General features: G+C 71.1%; 14 protein-coding genes and 1 other RNA gene. 11 read left to right on the top strand and 4 right to left on the bottom strand.

Going from position 1 to position 15,929, the window contains the following annotated elements; translation table 11 throughout:
- Positions 1-46 precede the first annotated feature (46 nt).
- The 3 genes from ACIGYR_RS07560 to ACIGYR_RS07570 all read left to right on the top strand — a co-directional run bounded on the left by ACIGYR_RS07560 (position 47) and on the right by ACIGYR_RS07570 (position 3,714).
- Positions 47-1,279, top strand: coding sequence for a serine/threonine-protein kinase (locus ACIGYR_RS07560; RefSeq protein WP_399596436.1), 1,233 nt, complete (start codon positions 47-49; stop codon positions 1,277-1,279).
- A gap of 51 nt (positions 1,280-1,330) precedes the next feature.
- On the top strand, positions 1,331-2,437 hold the full coding sequence (prfB, locus tag ACIGYR_RS07565; protein WP_399596434.1) for a peptide chain release factor 2: 1,107 nt from the start codon (positions 1,331-1,333) through the stop codon (positions 2,435-2,437).
- A gap of 296 nt (positions 2,438-2,733) precedes the next feature.
- Positions 2,734-3,714 carry a hypothetical protein gene (locus tag ACIGYR_RS07570; RefSeq protein WP_399596432.1) on the top strand — a complete coding sequence of 327 codons (981 nt, stop codon included), beginning with the start codon at positions 2,734-2,736 and terminating at the stop codon, positions 3,712-3,714.
- 94 nt (positions 3,715-3,808) lie between these two features.
- Here the strand turns inward: ACIGYR_RS07570 and ACIGYR_RS07575 are convergent, their stop codons facing one another.
- Positions 3,809-4,009: a hypothetical protein gene (locus ACIGYR_RS07575; protein ID WP_391845012.1), complete on the bottom strand. Its 201-nt coding sequence runs from the start codon at positions 4,007-4,009 to the stop codon at positions 3,809-3,811.
- Between the two features lie 244 nt (positions 4,010-4,253).
- Between ACIGYR_RS07575 and ftsE the strand changes: the two genes are divergently transcribed.
- The 5 genes from ftsE to ssrA all read left to right on the top strand — a co-directional run bounded on the left by ftsE (position 4,254) and on the right by ssrA (position 8,215).
- The gene (ftsE, locus tag ACIGYR_RS07580) at positions 4,254-4,943 is read left to right on the top strand and encodes a cell division ATP-binding protein FtsE (RefSeq protein WP_020940379.1); all 690 of its coding nucleotides are present in this window, start codon (positions 4,254-4,256) and stop codon (positions 4,941-4,943) included.
- Between the two features lie 36 nt (positions 4,944-4,979).
- On the top strand, positions 4,980-5,897 hold the full coding sequence (ftsX, locus tag ACIGYR_RS07585) for a permease-like cell division protein FtsX (protein ID WP_391845014.1): 918 nt from the start codon (positions 4,980-4,982) through the stop codon (positions 5,895-5,897).
- Positions 5,898-5,964: 67 nt separating this feature from the next.
- On the top strand, positions 5,965-7,134 hold the full coding sequence (locus ACIGYR_RS07590) for a S41 family peptidase (protein ID WP_399596431.1): 1,170 nt from the start codon (positions 5,965-5,967) through the stop codon (positions 7,132-7,134).
- A gap of 56 nt (positions 7,135-7,190) precedes the next feature.
- Complete coding sequence (smpB, locus tag ACIGYR_RS07595) at positions 7,191-7,736, top strand: SsrA-binding protein SmpB (protein WP_391845018.1); 546 nt, start codon at positions 7,191-7,193, stop codon at positions 7,734-7,736.
- A 110-nt stretch (positions 7,737-7,846) separates the two neighbouring features.
- Positions 7,847-8,215: a transfer-messenger RNA gene (gene ssrA, locus ACIGYR_RS07600) on the top strand.
- A 67-nt stretch (positions 8,216-8,282) separates the two neighbouring features.
- On the opposite strand, the gene ACIGYR_RS07605 is transcribed toward ssrA, so the two are convergent.
- From ACIGYR_RS07605 to ACIGYR_RS07615, 3 genes are all read right to left on the bottom strand, one after another.
- Positions 8,283-9,611 carry a helix-turn-helix domain-containing protein gene (locus ACIGYR_RS07605; RefSeq protein ID WP_399596429.1) on the bottom strand — a complete coding sequence of 443 codons (1,329 nt, stop codon included), beginning with the start codon at positions 9,609-9,611 and terminating at the stop codon, positions 8,283-8,285.
- 312 nt (positions 9,612-9,923) lie between these two features.
- A complete protein-coding gene (locus tag ACIGYR_RS07610; RefSeq protein WP_391845021.1) occupies positions 9,924-10,046 on the bottom strand; it encodes a hypothetical protein in 123 nt (40 codons plus the stop codon).
- 422 nt (positions 10,047-10,468) lie between these two features.
- On the bottom strand, positions 10,469-11,758 hold the full coding sequence (locus ACIGYR_RS07615; protein ID WP_399596427.1) for an MFS transporter: 1,290 nt from the start codon (positions 11,756-11,758) through the stop codon (positions 10,469-10,471).
- A gap of 84 nt (positions 11,759-11,842) precedes the next feature.
- Here ACIGYR_RS07615 and ACIGYR_RS07620 point away from each other — a divergent pair, with 84 nt between their 5' ends.
- The 3 genes from ACIGYR_RS07620 to ACIGYR_RS07630 all read left to right on the top strand — a co-directional run bounded on the left by ACIGYR_RS07620 (position 11,843) and on the right by ACIGYR_RS07630 (position 15,634).
- Positions 11,843-12,820 (top strand): LysR family transcriptional regulator, encoded by a 978-nt coding sequence (locus tag ACIGYR_RS07620; RefSeq protein ID WP_391845024.1) that lies wholly within the window; start codon positions 11,843-11,845, stop codon positions 12,818-12,820.
- 202 nt (positions 12,821-13,022) lie between these two features.
- Positions 13,023-14,396: a nitrate/nitrite transporter gene (locus ACIGYR_RS07625; RefSeq protein ID WP_399596426.1), complete on the top strand. Its 1,374-nt coding sequence runs from the start codon at positions 13,023-13,025 to the stop codon at positions 14,394-14,396.
- 86 nt (positions 14,397-14,482) lie between these two features.
- On the top strand, positions 14,483-15,634 hold the full coding sequence (locus tag ACIGYR_RS07630) for a uroporphyrinogen-III synthase (RefSeq protein WP_399596425.1): 1,152 nt from the start codon (positions 14,483-14,485) through the stop codon (positions 15,632-15,634).
- Positions 15,635-15,929 lie beyond the last annotated feature (295 nt).

Here is a 15,929-nt window from a genome sequence, read left to right on the forward strand (position 1 = left end):
GTCGGACGCGTAGTTTTGTCGGCAACACGCGTCTGTAGGAGCAGCCTTGGCACGGAAGATCGGCAGCCGGTACACCGCGAACCAGATCCTGGGTCGGGGCAGCGCCGGCACGGTGTGGCTGGGCGAGGGACCAGAGGGTCCCGTCGCCATCAAGCTGCTGCGTGAGGATCTCGCCTCCGACCAGGAGCTCGTCGGACGCTTCGTGCAGGAGCGCACCGCGCTGCTCGGGCTGGAGCACCCGCACATCGTCACCGTGCGCGACCTGGTGGTCGACGGCAACGACCTGGCCCTGGTCATGGACCTGGTGCGCGGCACGGACCTGCGGACCCGGCTGGAGCGGGAACGGCGGCTCGCGCCCGAGGCGGCCGTGGCGATCGTCGCCGACATCGCCGACGCGCTGGCGGCGGCCCACGCGGCCGGGGTCGTCCACCGGGACGTCAAGCCCGAGAACGTGCTGCTCGACATGCAGGGCCCGCTCGGGCCGGGCGGATCCCATCCCGCCCTGCTCACCGACTTCGGCGTCGCCAAGCTGATCGACTCGCCGAAGCGGACCCGCGCCACGAAGATCATCGGCACGCCGGACTACCTCGCCCCGGAGATCGTGGAGGGCCTGCCGCCGCGGGCCGCGGTGGACATCTACGCGCTGGCGACGGTCCTGTACGAGCTGCTGGCCGGCTTCACGCCGTTCGGCGGCGGGCACCCCGGCGCGGTCCTGCGCAGGCATGTCACCGAGAGCGTCGTGCCACTGCCCGGCATCCCCGAGGAGCTGTGGCAGCTGCTGGTGCAGTGCCTGGCCAAGGCCCCCGCCTCCCGGCTGCGCGCCTCGGAGCTGGCGGCGCGGCTGCGCGAGCAGCTGCCCCTGCTGGCCGGGATGCCGCCACTGGACGTGGACGAGCCGGGGCCGGCCGAGGAGGAGGCGGACGAGCCGGTGCCGCCGCCGGCGGCGGAGCCGGGAGGCGAGCCGGTACGGCGCCGCGGGGCCGTGTCGCTGGTGCCCGGGGCCAAACCGGACTCCAACCGGGACACGCACACGTCGATGCGGGTGCCGGCGCCGGACGAGCTGGCCGGCGGGGCCCACGGCACCGCTCGCGCCCCCCGGACCCCCGGTGCGCCCCGGCCGGGCTCGGCCCGGCACCGTGCCGCCGTGCGCCGGCGCCGGATCACGCTGGGCGTGGCCGGGGTGATCGTGGCGGCGCTGGTGGGCGTCGGCGCGTGGTGGGCGTCCTCGGGGGACGACGACGAGCCCGCTCACGGCACCCACAGCACGTCGGCACCCTGACCCGGCCGAGCGGCGGGCGGGGACGCTTGCCGTAGCCGTTACGCTGGAGGCGTGGCAGTCGTCGATGTATCCGAAGAGCTGAAGTCCCTCTCCTCGACCATGGAGTCGATCGAGGCCGTCCTGGACCTCGATGCGATGAGGGCAGACATCGCCGTGCTCGAGGAGCAGGCGGCCGCGCCGTCCCTGTGGGACAACCCGGACGAGGCGCAGAAGATCACCAGCAAGCTCTCCCACCTCCAGGCCGAGGTCAGGAAGGCGGAGGCGCTGCGCGGCCGGATCGACGACCTCGCGGTCCTCTTCGAGATGGCCGAGGAGGAGGACGACCCGGACACCCGCGCCGAGGCCGAGTCCGAGCTGGTCCTGGTGCGCAAGGCGCTGGACGAGATGGAGGTCCGTACCCTCCTGTCCGGTGAGTACGACTCCCGTGAGGCGCTCGTCAACATCCGCGCGGAGGCCGGTGGCGTCGACGCCGCCGACTTCGCCGAGAAGCTCCAGCGCATGTACCTGCGCTGGGCCGAGCAGCGCGGCTACAAGACCGAGGTCTACGAGACGTCGTACGCCGAAGAGGCCGGCATCAAGTCGACCACCTTCGCCGTCCAGGCGCCCTACGCCTACGGCACCCTCTCCGTCGAGCAGGGCACGCACCGCCTCGTGCGCATCTCGCCCTACGACAACCAGGGGCGGCGGCAGACCTCCTTCGCGGGCGTCGAGATCCTTCCCGTGGTCGAGCAGACCGACCACGTCGAGATCGACGAGTCCGAACTGCGCGTGGACGTCTACCGGTCGTCCGGTCCCGGCGGCCAGGGCGTGAACACCACCGACTCGGCGGTGCGCCTGACCCACCTCCCCACCGGCATCGTCGTCTCCTGCCAGAACGAGCGCTCGCAGATCCAGAACAAGGCGACCGCGATGAACGTCCTCCAGGCCAAGCTGCTGGAGCGCCGTCGGCAGGAGGAGCAGGCCAAGATGGACGCCCTCAAGGGCGACGGCGGCAACTCCTGGGGCAACCAGATGCGTTCGTACGTGCTGCACCCGTACCAGATGGTCAAGGACCTGCGCACGGAGTTCGAGGTCGGCAACCCCGAGGCCGTTTTCAACGGCGAGATCGACGGCTTCCTGGAGGCCGGGATTCGCTGGCGCAAGCAGCAGGAGAAGTAACTTTGTCGACTTGCCAACTGCCGTCCTCAGGGCGGCAGTTGTCATTTGTCTGGGTTTTACATCACACTCACAGGCTTCAATTCCTCGCAAACATCACCCCGCCGGACATTGCGCCCGCAACGGCCTTGACGTTGCTTTGAAAAATCGGAAAAGTGAGGCGCGGCATGCGTACTCGCGGGGCGCATGTGAACCGGGGGAATCGAGTTGACGCGGACTTCGTCACCAGCTGCCTCCGTCGATCACGGCACGCCCCAGCGCCGCCTCATTGACGAACAGCTACTGGGGGTAGCAACCATATGACGAAGAAGACGCGGATCCGGGTCGCGCGGATAGCCGCCGGCGCCGTGATCGCGGCCGGTGCGTCGCTGACCGCGGCCGGCGCGGCTTCCGCCCTGGACCTCGATGTCCAGGCGGGCCCGATCAGCTTGGGTGTGAGCACGAACGGCGCGGACAGCCCGGGCTCGACGGAAGGAACGACCGGGGGCTCCATCGAGGGCGCCACCATCGGCGTGACCGAGGGGACGACCCTGGGTACCACCGACGGCGGTAACGGCACCGACGGTGGCAACGGCACCGATGGTGGCAACGGCACCGACGGTGGTAACGGCACCGACGGTGGCACCGGGACCAACGGCACCGATGGTGGAAACGGCACCGACGGTGGCACCGGGACCAACGGCACCGATGGTGGTAACGGCACCGACGGTGGCACTGGCACCGACGGTGGCACTGGCACCGACGGTGGCACCGGGACCAACGGCACCGATGGCGGTAACGGCACCGACGGTGGCACTGGCACCGATGGTGGCACCGGGACCAACGGCGGTAACGGCACCGACGGCGGCACTGGCACCGATGGCGGCACTGGCACCGACGGTGGCACTGGCACCGACGGTGGCACCGGGACCAACGGCGGTAACGGCACCGACGGCGGTAACGGCAACAGTGGTTCCGGCGGCACCACCGACGGCGGCTCCACCAGCACCGCCGGCGGCACGGGCAGCATCGGTGGTTCCAGCGACGGCGGCAGCACCTCCGGTGGCAACCACACCACCCCCGACGGCGGCAACAACAACGTTCCGCAGGACGCGGGCTCGTCGGCGCTGACCGACACCGGCTCCGACACCGCGGCCCAGGGCGGCGACAAGCAGCTCGCCGAGACAGGAGCCGGCCAGACCGCGTTCCTGCTCGTCGGCGCCGCGACGATGATCGCCGGCGGTATCGGCTTCCGCATCCTGCCGCGCCTGGTGAGCGGCCGGGGCGGCGCCGTCGCCTGAGCGTAGCCCTAGGCTCACGCAGCGCGTACACGGCACAGACGTAAGGGCCCGGAGCTTGGCGCTCCGGGCCCTTACGGCGTCTGTGCGGGCCGTCTCACGCGGTCTGGTGTGCCAGCAGCGCCACGGTGGCGATCAGCACCGCCAGCACCGCCAGCAGCGCCATCGGGTTCAGCCCATTCAGGCCCCCGAAGAAGCCCTCCTGCTGCAGTCGCTCGCGGTTGGCACGGCACACCGGGCACCGGCCCTCGCTCACGGGCGCCGCGCAGTTCGCGCACACCAACCGGTCGTACGTCATGCGCTCGCCCTCCTTGCACCGGCCATCACATGTACAACGCTCCCGGGAACGAGAACGTTCCCCTCGTCCCCTTCCACTGTGCCAGGTTCCCGGGGAGCGTGCGCGGGGCCTTCGCGGAGGGGATACAGACAGCGGCCGGTACAAATACGCACAAGTCTTGCCCAACCTCAACCTGCGACTGCACTTGCACACCCGGTTCGCGTATGGTCACGCTCATCTACCCCCGGCGACCCGTGGTGCATCCGTGATCCGATTCGACAACGTCTCCAAGGTCTACCCCAAGCAGACCCGCCCCGCGCTCAGGGATGTCTCCCTCGAGGTGGAGAAGGGCGAGTTCGTCTTCCTCGTGGGGTCCTCCGGCTCCGGAAAGTCCACCTTCCTGCGGCTCGTCCTCCGCGAGGAGCGGTGCAGCCACGGTCAGGTGCACGTGCTGGGCAAGGACCTCGCGCGTCTCTCCAACTGGAAGGTGCCGCAGATGCGCCGCCAGCTGGGGACCGTTTTCCAGGACTTCCGGCTGCTGCCGAACAAGACGGTCGCGGAGAACGTGGCCTTCGCGCAGGAGGTCATCGGCAAGTCCCGCGGCGAGATCCGCAAGTCCGTGCCGCAGGTGCTCGACCTCGTCGGGCTCGGCGGCAAGGAGGACCGCAGGCCCGGCGAGCTGTCCGGTGGTGAGCAGCAGCGCGTGGCCATCGCGCGCGCGTTCGTCAACCGGCCCAAGCTGCTGATCGCCGACGAGCCCACCGGCAACCTCGACCCGCAGACCTCCGTCGGCATCATGAAGCTGCTCGACCGCATCAACCGGACGGGCACCACTGTCATCATGGCGACGCACGACCAGAACATCGTGGACCAGATGCGCAAGCGCGTCATCGAGCTGGAGAAGGGCCGCCTCGTCCGCGACCAGGCCCGCGGCGTCTACGGCTACCAGCACTGACCGCACCCAGTTCCCGAAAGGCCTGAAGAACCCGCCATGCGCGCCCAGTTCGTCCTGTCGGAGATCGGTGTCGGTCTCCGCCGCAATCTGACGATGACCTTCGCCGTCATCGTCTCCGTCGCCCTGTCCCTGGCCCTGTTCGGTGGCTCGCTGCTGATGAGCGACCAGGTGAGCACCATGAAGGGCTACTGGTACGACAAGGTCAACGTCTCGATCTTCCTGTGCAACAAGCACGACGCGGAGAACGACGTCCACTGCGCCAAGGGCGCGGTCACCGAGGACCAGAAGAAGCAGATCCTCGGGGACCTGCACGGCATGACCGTCGTCGAGAAGGTGACCTACGAGTCACAGGACGATGCGTACAAGCACTACAAGGAGCAGTTCGGCAACTCCCCGCTGGCCGGCTCGCTGACGCCGGACCAGATGCAGGAGTCGTACCGGATCAAGCTCAAGGACCCGCAGAAGTACCAGGTGATCGCCAGCGCGTTCAACGGGCGCGACGGCGTGCAGTCGGTGCAGGACCAGAAGGGCATCCTGGACAACCTCTTCCAGCTGCTGAACCTGATGAACCGGGGTGCGCTCGCCGTGATGGCGATGATGCTCATCGTCGCCCTGCTGCTGATCGTCAACACCGTGCGTGTCTCGGCGTTCAGCCGTCGGCGCGAGACGGGCATCATGCGCCTGGTCGGTGCCTCGGGCTTCTACATCCAGGCGCCGTTCATCGCCGAGGCCGCGGTCGCCGGACTCATCGGCGGCGGCCTGGCCTGTGTGGCCCTCGTGTTCGGCCGGTACTTCACCATCGACCACGGCATGGACCTCTCCCACAAGCTCACGCTGATCAACTTCGTCGGCTGGGACGCGGTGTTGACCAAGCTGCCGCTGATCCTCGCAACCAGCGTGCTGATGCCGTCACTTGCGGCGTTCTTCGCGCTGCGCAAGTACCTGAAGGTGTGACGCACGCCAAGAGGGTCGTACGGGCATCCGCCCGTACGACCCTTCGCGTTGTCCTAGACTCACCGCCATGTCAGGCCGTGACCCGTTCTGTCAGCCCCGCCGCGGCCGCCGCGGGGCCGCCCTGACATTGGTCTTCGCCGGCGTGCTGATCGCCGGCGCCGCCACCGGCTCCCTCCCGGAGCCCGACGCTCCCGCGCGCGGGGCCGCCGCCGGACCGGTGGGCCCGGCCACCCGGCACGAGGCCGTCGAGAAGGCCGCCGCCGAGGCGATGGCCGACGGCAAGTCCCCCATGGAGGCCGCCGAGCGGGCCGTCAGCCGCAGCGGGGACCGCTGGGCCGCGGTCTACTCCGAGGGCGAGTACGAGGAGTTCCAGGACGCGCTCGACGGCCGGTACACCGGCGTCGGCCTGTGGGCGCGGCAGGAGCCGGACGGCCGGATCGAGGTCACCAAGGTGCAGCCGGGCTCGCCCGCCGCCGACGCCGGGATCCGCACCGGTGACCGGCTGCGCAGCGTCGACGGCAGGGCGGTCGACGGGCGGCCGGTCACCGAGGTGATCGCCTTACTCCGCGGGGACGCCGAGGACGCCCCGGCCGGTACGACGGTCACCCTCGGCCTGGAGCGCGGCACGCGCGCGTGGAGCGAGACCCTGCGCCGGGCCCGGCTGTCCACCGACTCCGTGACCGTGCGCCGGCTGCCCGACGGGGTCACCGTCCTGAAGGTCGCCGCGTTCACCAAGGGCTCCGCCGCCGCGGTCCGTGCGGCCCTGCGCGCGGCACCGGCCGACGGCCGCACCGTCCTCGACCTGCGGGGCAACTCCGGTGGCCTGGTCACCGAGGCGGTGCACACCGCCTCCGCCTTCCTGGACGGCGGCCTGGTCGCCACCTACGACGTCGACGGGGCCCAGCGCGCCCTGCACGCCGCCCCGGGCGGCGACACCACCCGGCCCCTGGTCGTCCTCGTCGACGGCGGCACGATGAGCGCGGCCGAGCTGCTCACCGGCGCCCTCCAGGACCGGGGCCGCGCGGTGGTGATCGGCTCCCGCACCTTCGGCAAGGGCTCCGTCCAGATGCCGACGAAGCTGCCCGACGGCTCGGTGGCGGAGCTGACCGTCGGCCACTACCGCACCCCCAGCGGACACACGGTCGACGGCCGGGGCATCACGCCCGACCTGGAGGCGGGCTCCAGGGCCCTCCAGCGGGCCGAGACGGTCCTCACGGGCCTCGGCGACCCGTCGTAGACCCCGTAAATGCGCTTCCCCCCCACCCCCTCCATGGTGCGAAAATGGTCGGCACTATGAGCAAGGGAATGTACGTACCGAAGGAGTCCCAGCCCAAGCAGGGCGGAGGGGCCGCGAAGGCGGCCAAGGACGGCAAGCGCAAGATCGTCGCGCAGAACAAGAAGGCACGGCACGACTACGCGATCATCGACACCTACGAGGCCGGGCTGGTGCTCACCGGCACCGAGGTGAAGTCGCTGCGTCAGGGCCGCGCCTCGCTGACCGACGGCTTCGTCCAGATCGACGGGAACGAGGCGTGGCTGCACAACGCCCACATCCCCGAGTACAGCCAGGGCACCTGGACCAACCACTCCGTGCGCCGCAAGCGCAAGCTGCTCCTGCACCGTGAGGAGATCGACAAGCTGGAGTCGAAGTCCCAGGAGACGGGTCACACGATCGTGCCCCTCGCCCTGTACTTCAAGGACGGCCGCGCGAAGGCGGAGATCGCCCTCGCCCGGGGCAAGAAGGAGTACGACAAGCGGCAGACCCTGCGGGAGAAGCAGGACCGCCGGGAGTCGGACCGTGCGATCGCGGCGGCGAAGCGCAAGCAGCGGGGCGTCTGACCGGGCCGCCGGGAATAAGCTGGCACCGGCGTGCGTTGGTCACGTACGATGGCACTGCACTCCACAGCGGGTGCGCGCCCCCTCCCCGGAGGGGATTGAAAAAACAACATGGGGATGATCGGTTTCGACAGCGGCTGTTGAAGCAGGGGAAGCGTGTCGAGGAAGCGGCAATGATCTCGTAAACCATATGTCGCAAAAAATAATCGCCAACACCAAGCGCGATTCCTTCGCCCTCGCTGCCTAAGTAGCGACTTGCGAAGTGTCAGCCCGGGGCTGTTCCCGACCCGGATCCTGGCATCAGCTAGGGAACTAAACCTTGATCCCGGTCACGGGGTGAAGAGGGAAATCTCACAGTGACTGGGCCCGTCGGCGACTTGTTCGCGTGATCGCCGGGGCCGAGAAAATCACAGCGAACTGCACACGGAGAAGCCCTGATTCTGCACCGTTGGACGCGGGTTCGATTCCCGCCATCTCCACGATCGGGAGGCTTGCGCCTCCCAACCCATGTGGGCGAAGGCCCCGCCGCTCCGAGCGGCGGGGCCTTCGTCATGCCTGCGCCGGGTCCTTCCAGCCCTCGTCCAGCAGTCCCGGATCGGGCAGCTCCCCCTCGAAGGGGGCGGCCGTCACGAAGTTCGGTCCGACGGTGAGCCGCAGATGCGGAGTGAGCTCCACGGTCACGAACGACTTGGTGCCCGCCACCACCCCGCGGAACGCCTCCAGCGCGGGCTGGGGGACGACCAGCCGCTCGGCGTGATGGGGGACGGAGAAGGTCTCGGTCCCCGGCGACGGCCGGCCGCGTGACCCACTGGAGCGGTGCGCGGAGCGCAGCGGCCGGCGGACGCCCGGATACAGCGCCGCGTACAGGCCGGCGAAGGTGTTGAGGTGCGCGAGCCCGGCGGCCGTCAGGCGGCAGACGCAGACGTCCTTGATGAGCCGCCGCTCGACCAGGTGCGGCGGCAGTGGCTCGACGGCGGCGGAGAGCAGCTTCGCCACCGCCCACAGGCCGCCCTCGGCCCGCGAGGCGTGCGCCTCCACGTTGAACAGGTCCACGAGCACCTGCCAGCAGGTGGAGGGCTGGGCATTGCGGTGGAACTGCTCCATCCGCGGGACGATGCGGCCGAGCTCCCGGGCGTAGACCTGGTTCCAGCGCACCAGCGCCAGCTGGGCGTTGGCCTGCCGGTCCCGGTCGGTGTCGAAGTCGGCGATGACCCGCTCGCGCTCCGCCCGGACGTGCGTCTGCCGCAGCTCGCCCAGTTCGTAGGCCAGGACCCGTCTGGTGCGCTGCACGGGCCGGCCGTAGGCGGTGGCCAGCTCGACGAGGTCCGGGTCGTCGGGCGCCGGACCCTTCCACGGCCCCGGCGCCGGCACATAGCGCTCGGCCAGGGCCCCGATCAGCTCCGCGGCCCGCTCCTGGCGTCTGCGGACGGCCGGGGTGCGGTTGACGGCGCGTTCCAGGGTGGAGCGGGGTATGGCGAACAGTGCCGCCACCTCGTCGAGGAAGCGCGGGCGCCGGCTGGGCACGATGCCCTCGATCTCGAACCGCCGGTAGTTCTTGGGTGACACCCCGACCGCGTCCACGACATCCCGTGCCCGCAGGCCGCAGGCGCGGCGCACGTCGGCGATGTCCCAGGAGGCGCGGCCCTGGGGGTTCATCAGGGCGGACGGGTGGGCGCCCAGGGCCCGGGCGAGGGCACGGACCCTGGGCGGGTCTGGCACTCGGTGCCCGTTCTCGTAGGCGAGTATCTGGGCTTTGGTGGTCCCGACGGCCCGCGCCAGCTCCTCCGCCGTCATGGCCACCGCACCGGGACGCGCGTAGAGGTTCATGCGGAGCGCGCGCAGCTCCGACGGGCTGAAATCGGCCAGTCCCCGCGCCATGCGCGTGTTCACCCTCCTCGGGAGGACCACTTTAGGGGTACCATTCCTAGGCCACGGCCGTGTCACATCGTCGGACGGCGGGAGCAACTGACCTGGTTCGCTTTGCTTTTAGGCGGCTGAACCGGTGGATGCGTCCGCTGAAATGCGCGAGGTTGGACGACGTCGGGCCCAGGTTGGTGACTGCGGTCCACGTAGATCGGTTGTGAAAGTGGCCCTGGCCCCCACGGTGTGAGTCCGTTGGCGGGGGCGCAGGGCCGGCGTGTGGGAGCGAGACCCCCGAGGCCCCCTGTTCCAGCAGGGGGCCTTCCGCTGTCAGAAGAGACTTTCCAGCTGGTGTCGCAGCCAGGCACCCAGTGCCTGGAGCGCCAGCCAACCGAAGATCCTTCTGGCGGTCTTCCGGTTGTCACGCCCGCCGCCGTCGGGCGGGTTCTCCACGCGCACACCTCCTCTCGGTCGCAGAGCACGAACGGCCCCGATCGGGATGAGCCGATCGCGAAGTGCGCCACAAGAGACGATGTTGGGATGAGCCTACCGGGTCACACGCGTCACACTGGCCGAGTTGCGGGCGCGTCGGACCCCAACTCCCTTGCCGATTGTCTATTTGACGATCAGTTGATTGCTGTACTTCTCGGTAGGGTGCCGGGGCCCCCGGTGAACTCACCGGATCATGAACGGGGTTGTTGACGGTTGTCGCAGTTCACGGCCGTTACGGGTGCGTCGGGGTGGCGGGGTGCGCGGGGAGTGTGGCTACGTCGGCCGCGTGGCGTCACCGTTCCCGGTCGTAGACGAAATCCGATCGTGTGGGATCGGTCACGTAGATAACGATCCGCTTACTTCCGGTCGCGGTCCGTAAGGGGTCATGCCTCGATCGAGTTGCGTGCGCAGATTGACCGTTGTGGTGCCGTGTCCTGGGGGAACCGACGGGCGCCGACGCGCCTCGCGGCCTCCGGCGCCAGGCTGACGAGCAGGGCCAGGGCGGCCGCCGCGGCCGGTACCGCGAAGGCGGCGACGGAGGACAGGTGCTCCGTCGCCCAGCCGCCGGTCGCCGAGCCGCAGGCGATGCCGGTGAGCAGTCCGGTCACCATCAGGCTCATGCCCTCGTTCAGCCGGTCGGCCGGGGTGCGCCGCTGCACCAGGGTCATCGCCGTCACCATGGTGGGCGCGGTCGCCATACCCGCGATCAGCAGCGCACCGGCGAGCACCAGGAGCGAGCCCGACGCGGTCGCCGCCCAGGGCAGCGTCATGAGGGCCGCCATGACGGCCAGACACCGGTGCAGCCGGGGACCGGCCGGCTTCAGCGCCCCGTACGCCAGTCCCGCCGCGCACGAGCCGGCCGCCTGCAGCGCGAGCACGGCACCCGCCGCCGCACGCTGCCCCAGCGCGTCGGCGTAGGCGATCGTGACCACCTCCATCGAGCCGAACACCGCGCCGATGGCCGTGAAACACAGCAGCAGCGGCGGGACACCGGGGCTGCGCAGTGGCGACGGCGCCTTCGAACGGGCCTGCGGCGGCGGCTCGGTGGCCCGCTGGGCGGTGAACAGCGCCATCCCGGCCAGCAGCAGTACCGCCCCCACGAGCGTGCCCGCCTCCGGGAAGAACGCCCCGGTCAGAAAGGACGCGAGCACCGGCCCGAGCATGAAGCACAACTCGTCCGCGGCCTGCTCGAACGCGTTCGCCGCGTGCTGCGCGCCGGGCTCGTCGCGCAGCAGATGGGCCCAGCGGGCGCGGGACAGACCGCCGATGTTGGGGGTGGCCGCGGTGCCGGCATAGGCGGTGAACAGGGTCCAGTCGGGGGCGCCGTAGCGGACGCACAGCAGCAGCGCGAGGCTGCCGAGCACGGAGACGACGGTGGCCGGCAGTGCGATCCGGGCCTGCCCGTGCCGGTCGACCAGCCGGGCGAGCCAGGGCCCGGCCACCGCGGTCGCCGCGAGCCCGGCCGCGGTGACCGCGCCGGCGAGGGCGTACGAGCCCCGGGCACCGGCGATCATCACGACCGCGCTCACGCTGAACATGCCCATGGGGAGGCGGGCGAGGAGATTGCCGGCGGTGAAGGCGCGGGCGCCGGGGAGGGAGAACAGGCGCCGGTATCCCGCGGTCTTCTTGCCTCTGTCGCGTATCGGGCTGTCCTTGGTGGTCTGCTGCGGCATGAGGCCACGTTCGCCCGCGGTGGATCACCGGGTCCAACACCTTCCGGGTGCCGATTCACGCACCGGCGTTGTAAGTTCGCCGTCATGTCCGCCCCCGCCCACCTGGACCCCCGCCTGCTCCGCGCCTTCGTCGCCGTCGCCGAGGAGCTGCACTTCACGCGGGCCGCGGCCCGCCTGTACGTCGCCCAGCAGGCGCTCAGCCGGGATGTACGCCGGCTGGAGCGGGAGCTGGGCGCCGAGCTGTTCGTGCGGACCACCCGGCAGGTCACGCTGACGCCGGACGGCGAACGCCTGCTGCCGCACGCGCGCCGGGTCCTCGCCGCCCAGGACGACCTGCTCACCGCGTTCGCGGCCGGCCAGGGCCGCCCGCTGCTGGTCGACCTCAACACCACGGGCCTGGTCACCGGCCGCCGAGTACTGCTCCGGGCCCGGGAACTCGCTCCCGGCTGCGAACTGATGGCCCGCTACGAGAGCGGCCTCACCGGAGCCGCCGCCGAGCTGCTCGCCGGCCGCCTGGACGCCTCCTTCGGCCGCTTCGCCGGTCTCGACCCGGCGCTCCGCGCCGGTCTGGCGCAGCAGCCGGTGCGGTACGAGCCGATGGCCGTCGTACTGCCCGAGGACCACCCGCTGGCCCGCCTGCCCGAAGTGCCGGTGTCGGCACTGGCCGGGGAGACGGTGTACGCCGGCGCCGGCAACCCGCGGACCCGGGAGTGGACCGACCTGGCCCTGCGCCTCTTCGAGGGCCGGTCCGTCCGGCTCGCCCCGCCCCACCCGCTGGCCGTCGGCGACGAGGAGTTCGGCCGTGTCATGGCGAAGACCCGGACCCCGGTGCTGGCCGTCGTGGACTTCCCGCCCATGCCCGGCACGGTCCGCCGCCCCCTCGTCGACCCCGTCCCGCTCTCTCCCGTCTCCCTGGTCTGGCGCAAGGGCCTGGCCCATCCCGGGCTCGACGCGCTGCGCCGGGCGGTGGCCGGGATCGCGCGGGCGGAGGGGTGGCTGACGCGGCCGGCCGGGGCGTGGGTCCCGGCGGTCGACGAGGGTGTGATGAGCGTCGGCCGCTGAGGCGGCGCGGCACGGCCCGGGTGCTCTTCCGTCCCGGCCGACGGCGTCCGGGCAGCCGCGGCCTCACCGCCGTCCCGCACTCCGCGTGAGAGCAACGTTCCCTTCCGGTCACCCACAGGCACAGGCCGGAAACGCGTCGTCCCTACCTTCGGGTTCCGTCAGTGGTCGGCAGACCGAGCACCCGGAGCACCGTGGAGGCGTGATGACAGCCCCAGCCCCAACCCGTCGCAGTGGCCGCTGGATCGAGCACTGGGATCCGGAGGACGAGGGCTTCTGGAACGCGACGGGGGAGCGGATCGCGCGCCGGAACCTCTGGTTCTCCGTGCTCTCCGAGCACATCGGGTTCTCCGTCTGGACCCTGTGGTCCGTGCTGGTCCTGTTCATGGGCCCGGAGTACGGTCTCACCCCCGCCGACAAGTTCCTGCTGACCTCGATGGTCACGCTCGTCGGCGCGGTCGCCCGGGTGCCGTACACCTTCGCCGTGGCCGTCTTCGGCGGCCGCAACTGGACGGTCGTCTCGGCGAGTCTGCTGCTCGTCCCGGCCGTCGCCGCGTTCGTGGTGATGGAGCCGGGGACGTCCTTCCCGACGTTCCTCCTGGTGGGCCTGCTGACCGGCATCGGCGGGGGCAACTTCGCCTCCTCCATGACCAACATCAACGCCTTCTTCCCGCTGCGGAAGAAAGGGTGGGCGCTCGGTCTCAACGCCGGCGGCGGCAACATCGGCGTACCCGTCATCCAGCTCGTCGCGCTCGCCGTCATCGGCGCCGGCGGCGGCCCGCGCCTGCTGCTCGGGATCTACATCCCGCTGATCGTGGTGGCCGCCGTACTGGCCGCGCTGTTCATGGACAACCTGGCCGCGGTGACGAACGACACCGGCGCTGCCAAGGACGCGGCGAAGGACGCCCACACCTGGATCATGTCCTTCCTCTACATCGGCACCTTCGGCTCCTTCATCGGCTACAGCTTCGCCTTCGGCCAGGTGCTGACGAACCAGTTCGGCCGGACCCCGCTGCAGGCGGCGTACCTCACCTTCATCGGCCCGCTGCTCGGCTCCCTCGTCCGCCCGGTCGGCGGCCGGCTCGCCGACCGCTACGGCGGCGCCCGCATCACGCTGTGGAACTACGTCGGCATGGCCGCCGCCACCGCCGTGCTCATCGTGGCCGGCATGCAGAAGTCGCTGCCGCTGTTCGTGTCCGTCTTCGTCGTCCTGTTCATGCTCAGCGGGCTCGGCAACGGCTCGACGTTCAAGATGATCCCCGGCATCTTCCAGGCCAAGGCCCTGGCCGAGGGGCTGACGGGCGAGGCGGCCGTCGCCCACGGCCGGCGGCTGTCCGGCGCTGCCATGGGACTCATCGGGGCGGTCGGCGCGCTCGGCGGCGTCGGCATCAACCTCGCCTTCCGCCAGTCCTTCCTCGCCTACGGCTCCGGCACCGGTGCGTTCGTCGCCTTCCTCGCCTTCTACGCCGGCTGCTTCGCGGTCACCTGGGCCGTATACCTTCGCCGCTCCGCCGGGCGGGTTCCGGCCACGACGGCGGCCTCGGAGACGAAGTCCGAACTCAGCTATGCCGAGGTGTGACGTAACACCGGCGACATCAGGCCGAACCGAGCCTGTCACGGATCGTTGACAGGCTCGATCGGCGTGCCGGCCAGCTAGGAGAGCCCATGTACGACGAAGAGCAGCAACCCGAGCACGGTCCCCTCGCCGGTTTCACCGTGGGTGTCACCGCCGCGCGCCGGGCCGACGAACTGGGTGCCCTGCTCCAGCGGCGCGGTGCCGTCGTGCTGCACGCCCCGGCCCTGCGCATCGTGCCGCTCGCCGACGACAGCGAACTGCTCGCCGCCACCAAGGAGATCATCGACCAGGTGCCGGACGTCGTCGTGGCCACCACCGCGATCGGCTTCCGGGGCTGGGTCGAGGCCGCCGACGGCTGGGGTCTGGGCGAGCAGCTGCTCGGCCGGCTGGGCGGGGCACGGCTGCTGGCCCGCGGCCCGAAGGTCAAGGGCGCCATACGGGCGGCCGGTCTCACGGAGGAGTGGTCGCCCTCCTCGGAGTCCCTGGCCGAGGTGCTCGACCGCCTCCTGGAGGAGGGCGTCGACGGCACCCGCGTCGCCGTACAGCTGCACGGCGAGCCCCTGCCCGGTTTCGTCGAGTCGCTGCGCGCCGCCGGGGCGGAGGTGCTGCCGGTCCCGGTCTACCGCTGGATGCCCCCGGAGGACCTCGGCCCCCTGGACCGCCTCCTGGACGCGGCCGTCACCCGCGGCCTGGACGCCCTCACCTTCACCAGCGCCCCCGCCGCGGCCTCCCTCCTCTCCCGTGCGGAGGACCGCGGCCTGCTGGACGACCTGCTCGCGGCCCTGGTCCACGACGTCGTCCCGGCCTGCGTGGGCCCGGTCACCGCGCTCCCCCTCCAGGCGCGCGGGGTGGAGACCGTCCAGCCGGAACGCTTCCGCCTCGGACCCCTCGTCCAGCTCCTGTGCCGGGAGCTCCCGGCCCGCGCCCGGTCGCTGCCCGTCGCCGGCCACCGGGTGGAGATCCGCGGCCACGCGGTCCTGGTCGACGGCGACCTCAAACCGGTCCCTCCGGCCGGCATGTCCCTCCTGCGCGCCCTGTCCCGCCGCCCCGGCTGGGTGGTGGCCCGCGCCGACCTGCTCCGCGCCCTTCCGGGCGCGGGCCGCGACGAACACGCCGTGGAAACGGCGATGGCCCGCCTCCGCACGGCCCTCGGGGCGCCGAAACTGATCCAGACCGTGGTGAAGCGGGGCTACCGCCTGGCCCTGGACCCGGTGACGGACGCGAAGTACGCGGACGCCTAGGCAGGGGACCCGGAACCGCTTGCGTCCGACGGCTCCGACCGCCCCGGACATCAGTGCCGCCCTGCCGAGGTCATGGCCGACGCCCTGCCGAGGTCATGGCCGACGCGTATCCGATCACCGGTGCCGTCCCGCGCCTTGACCACGGCGACGGCACCGCGACCACGGCGACGGCACCGCGACCACGGCGAACCCTTCGACGTGTTCGAGGGGTTCCGGCGCACTCTCCGGGCGGGCACTGTGGGAGGAGGGGGGCGCGACGTCCCCCGTACGCTTCCGCACGGTTCCTGCCCAGGCG

The organism is Streptomyces sp. NPDC053076 (assembly GCF_044546845.1).
Lineage (GTDB): Bacteria > Actinomycetota > Actinomycetes > Streptomycetales > Streptomycetaceae > Streptomyces.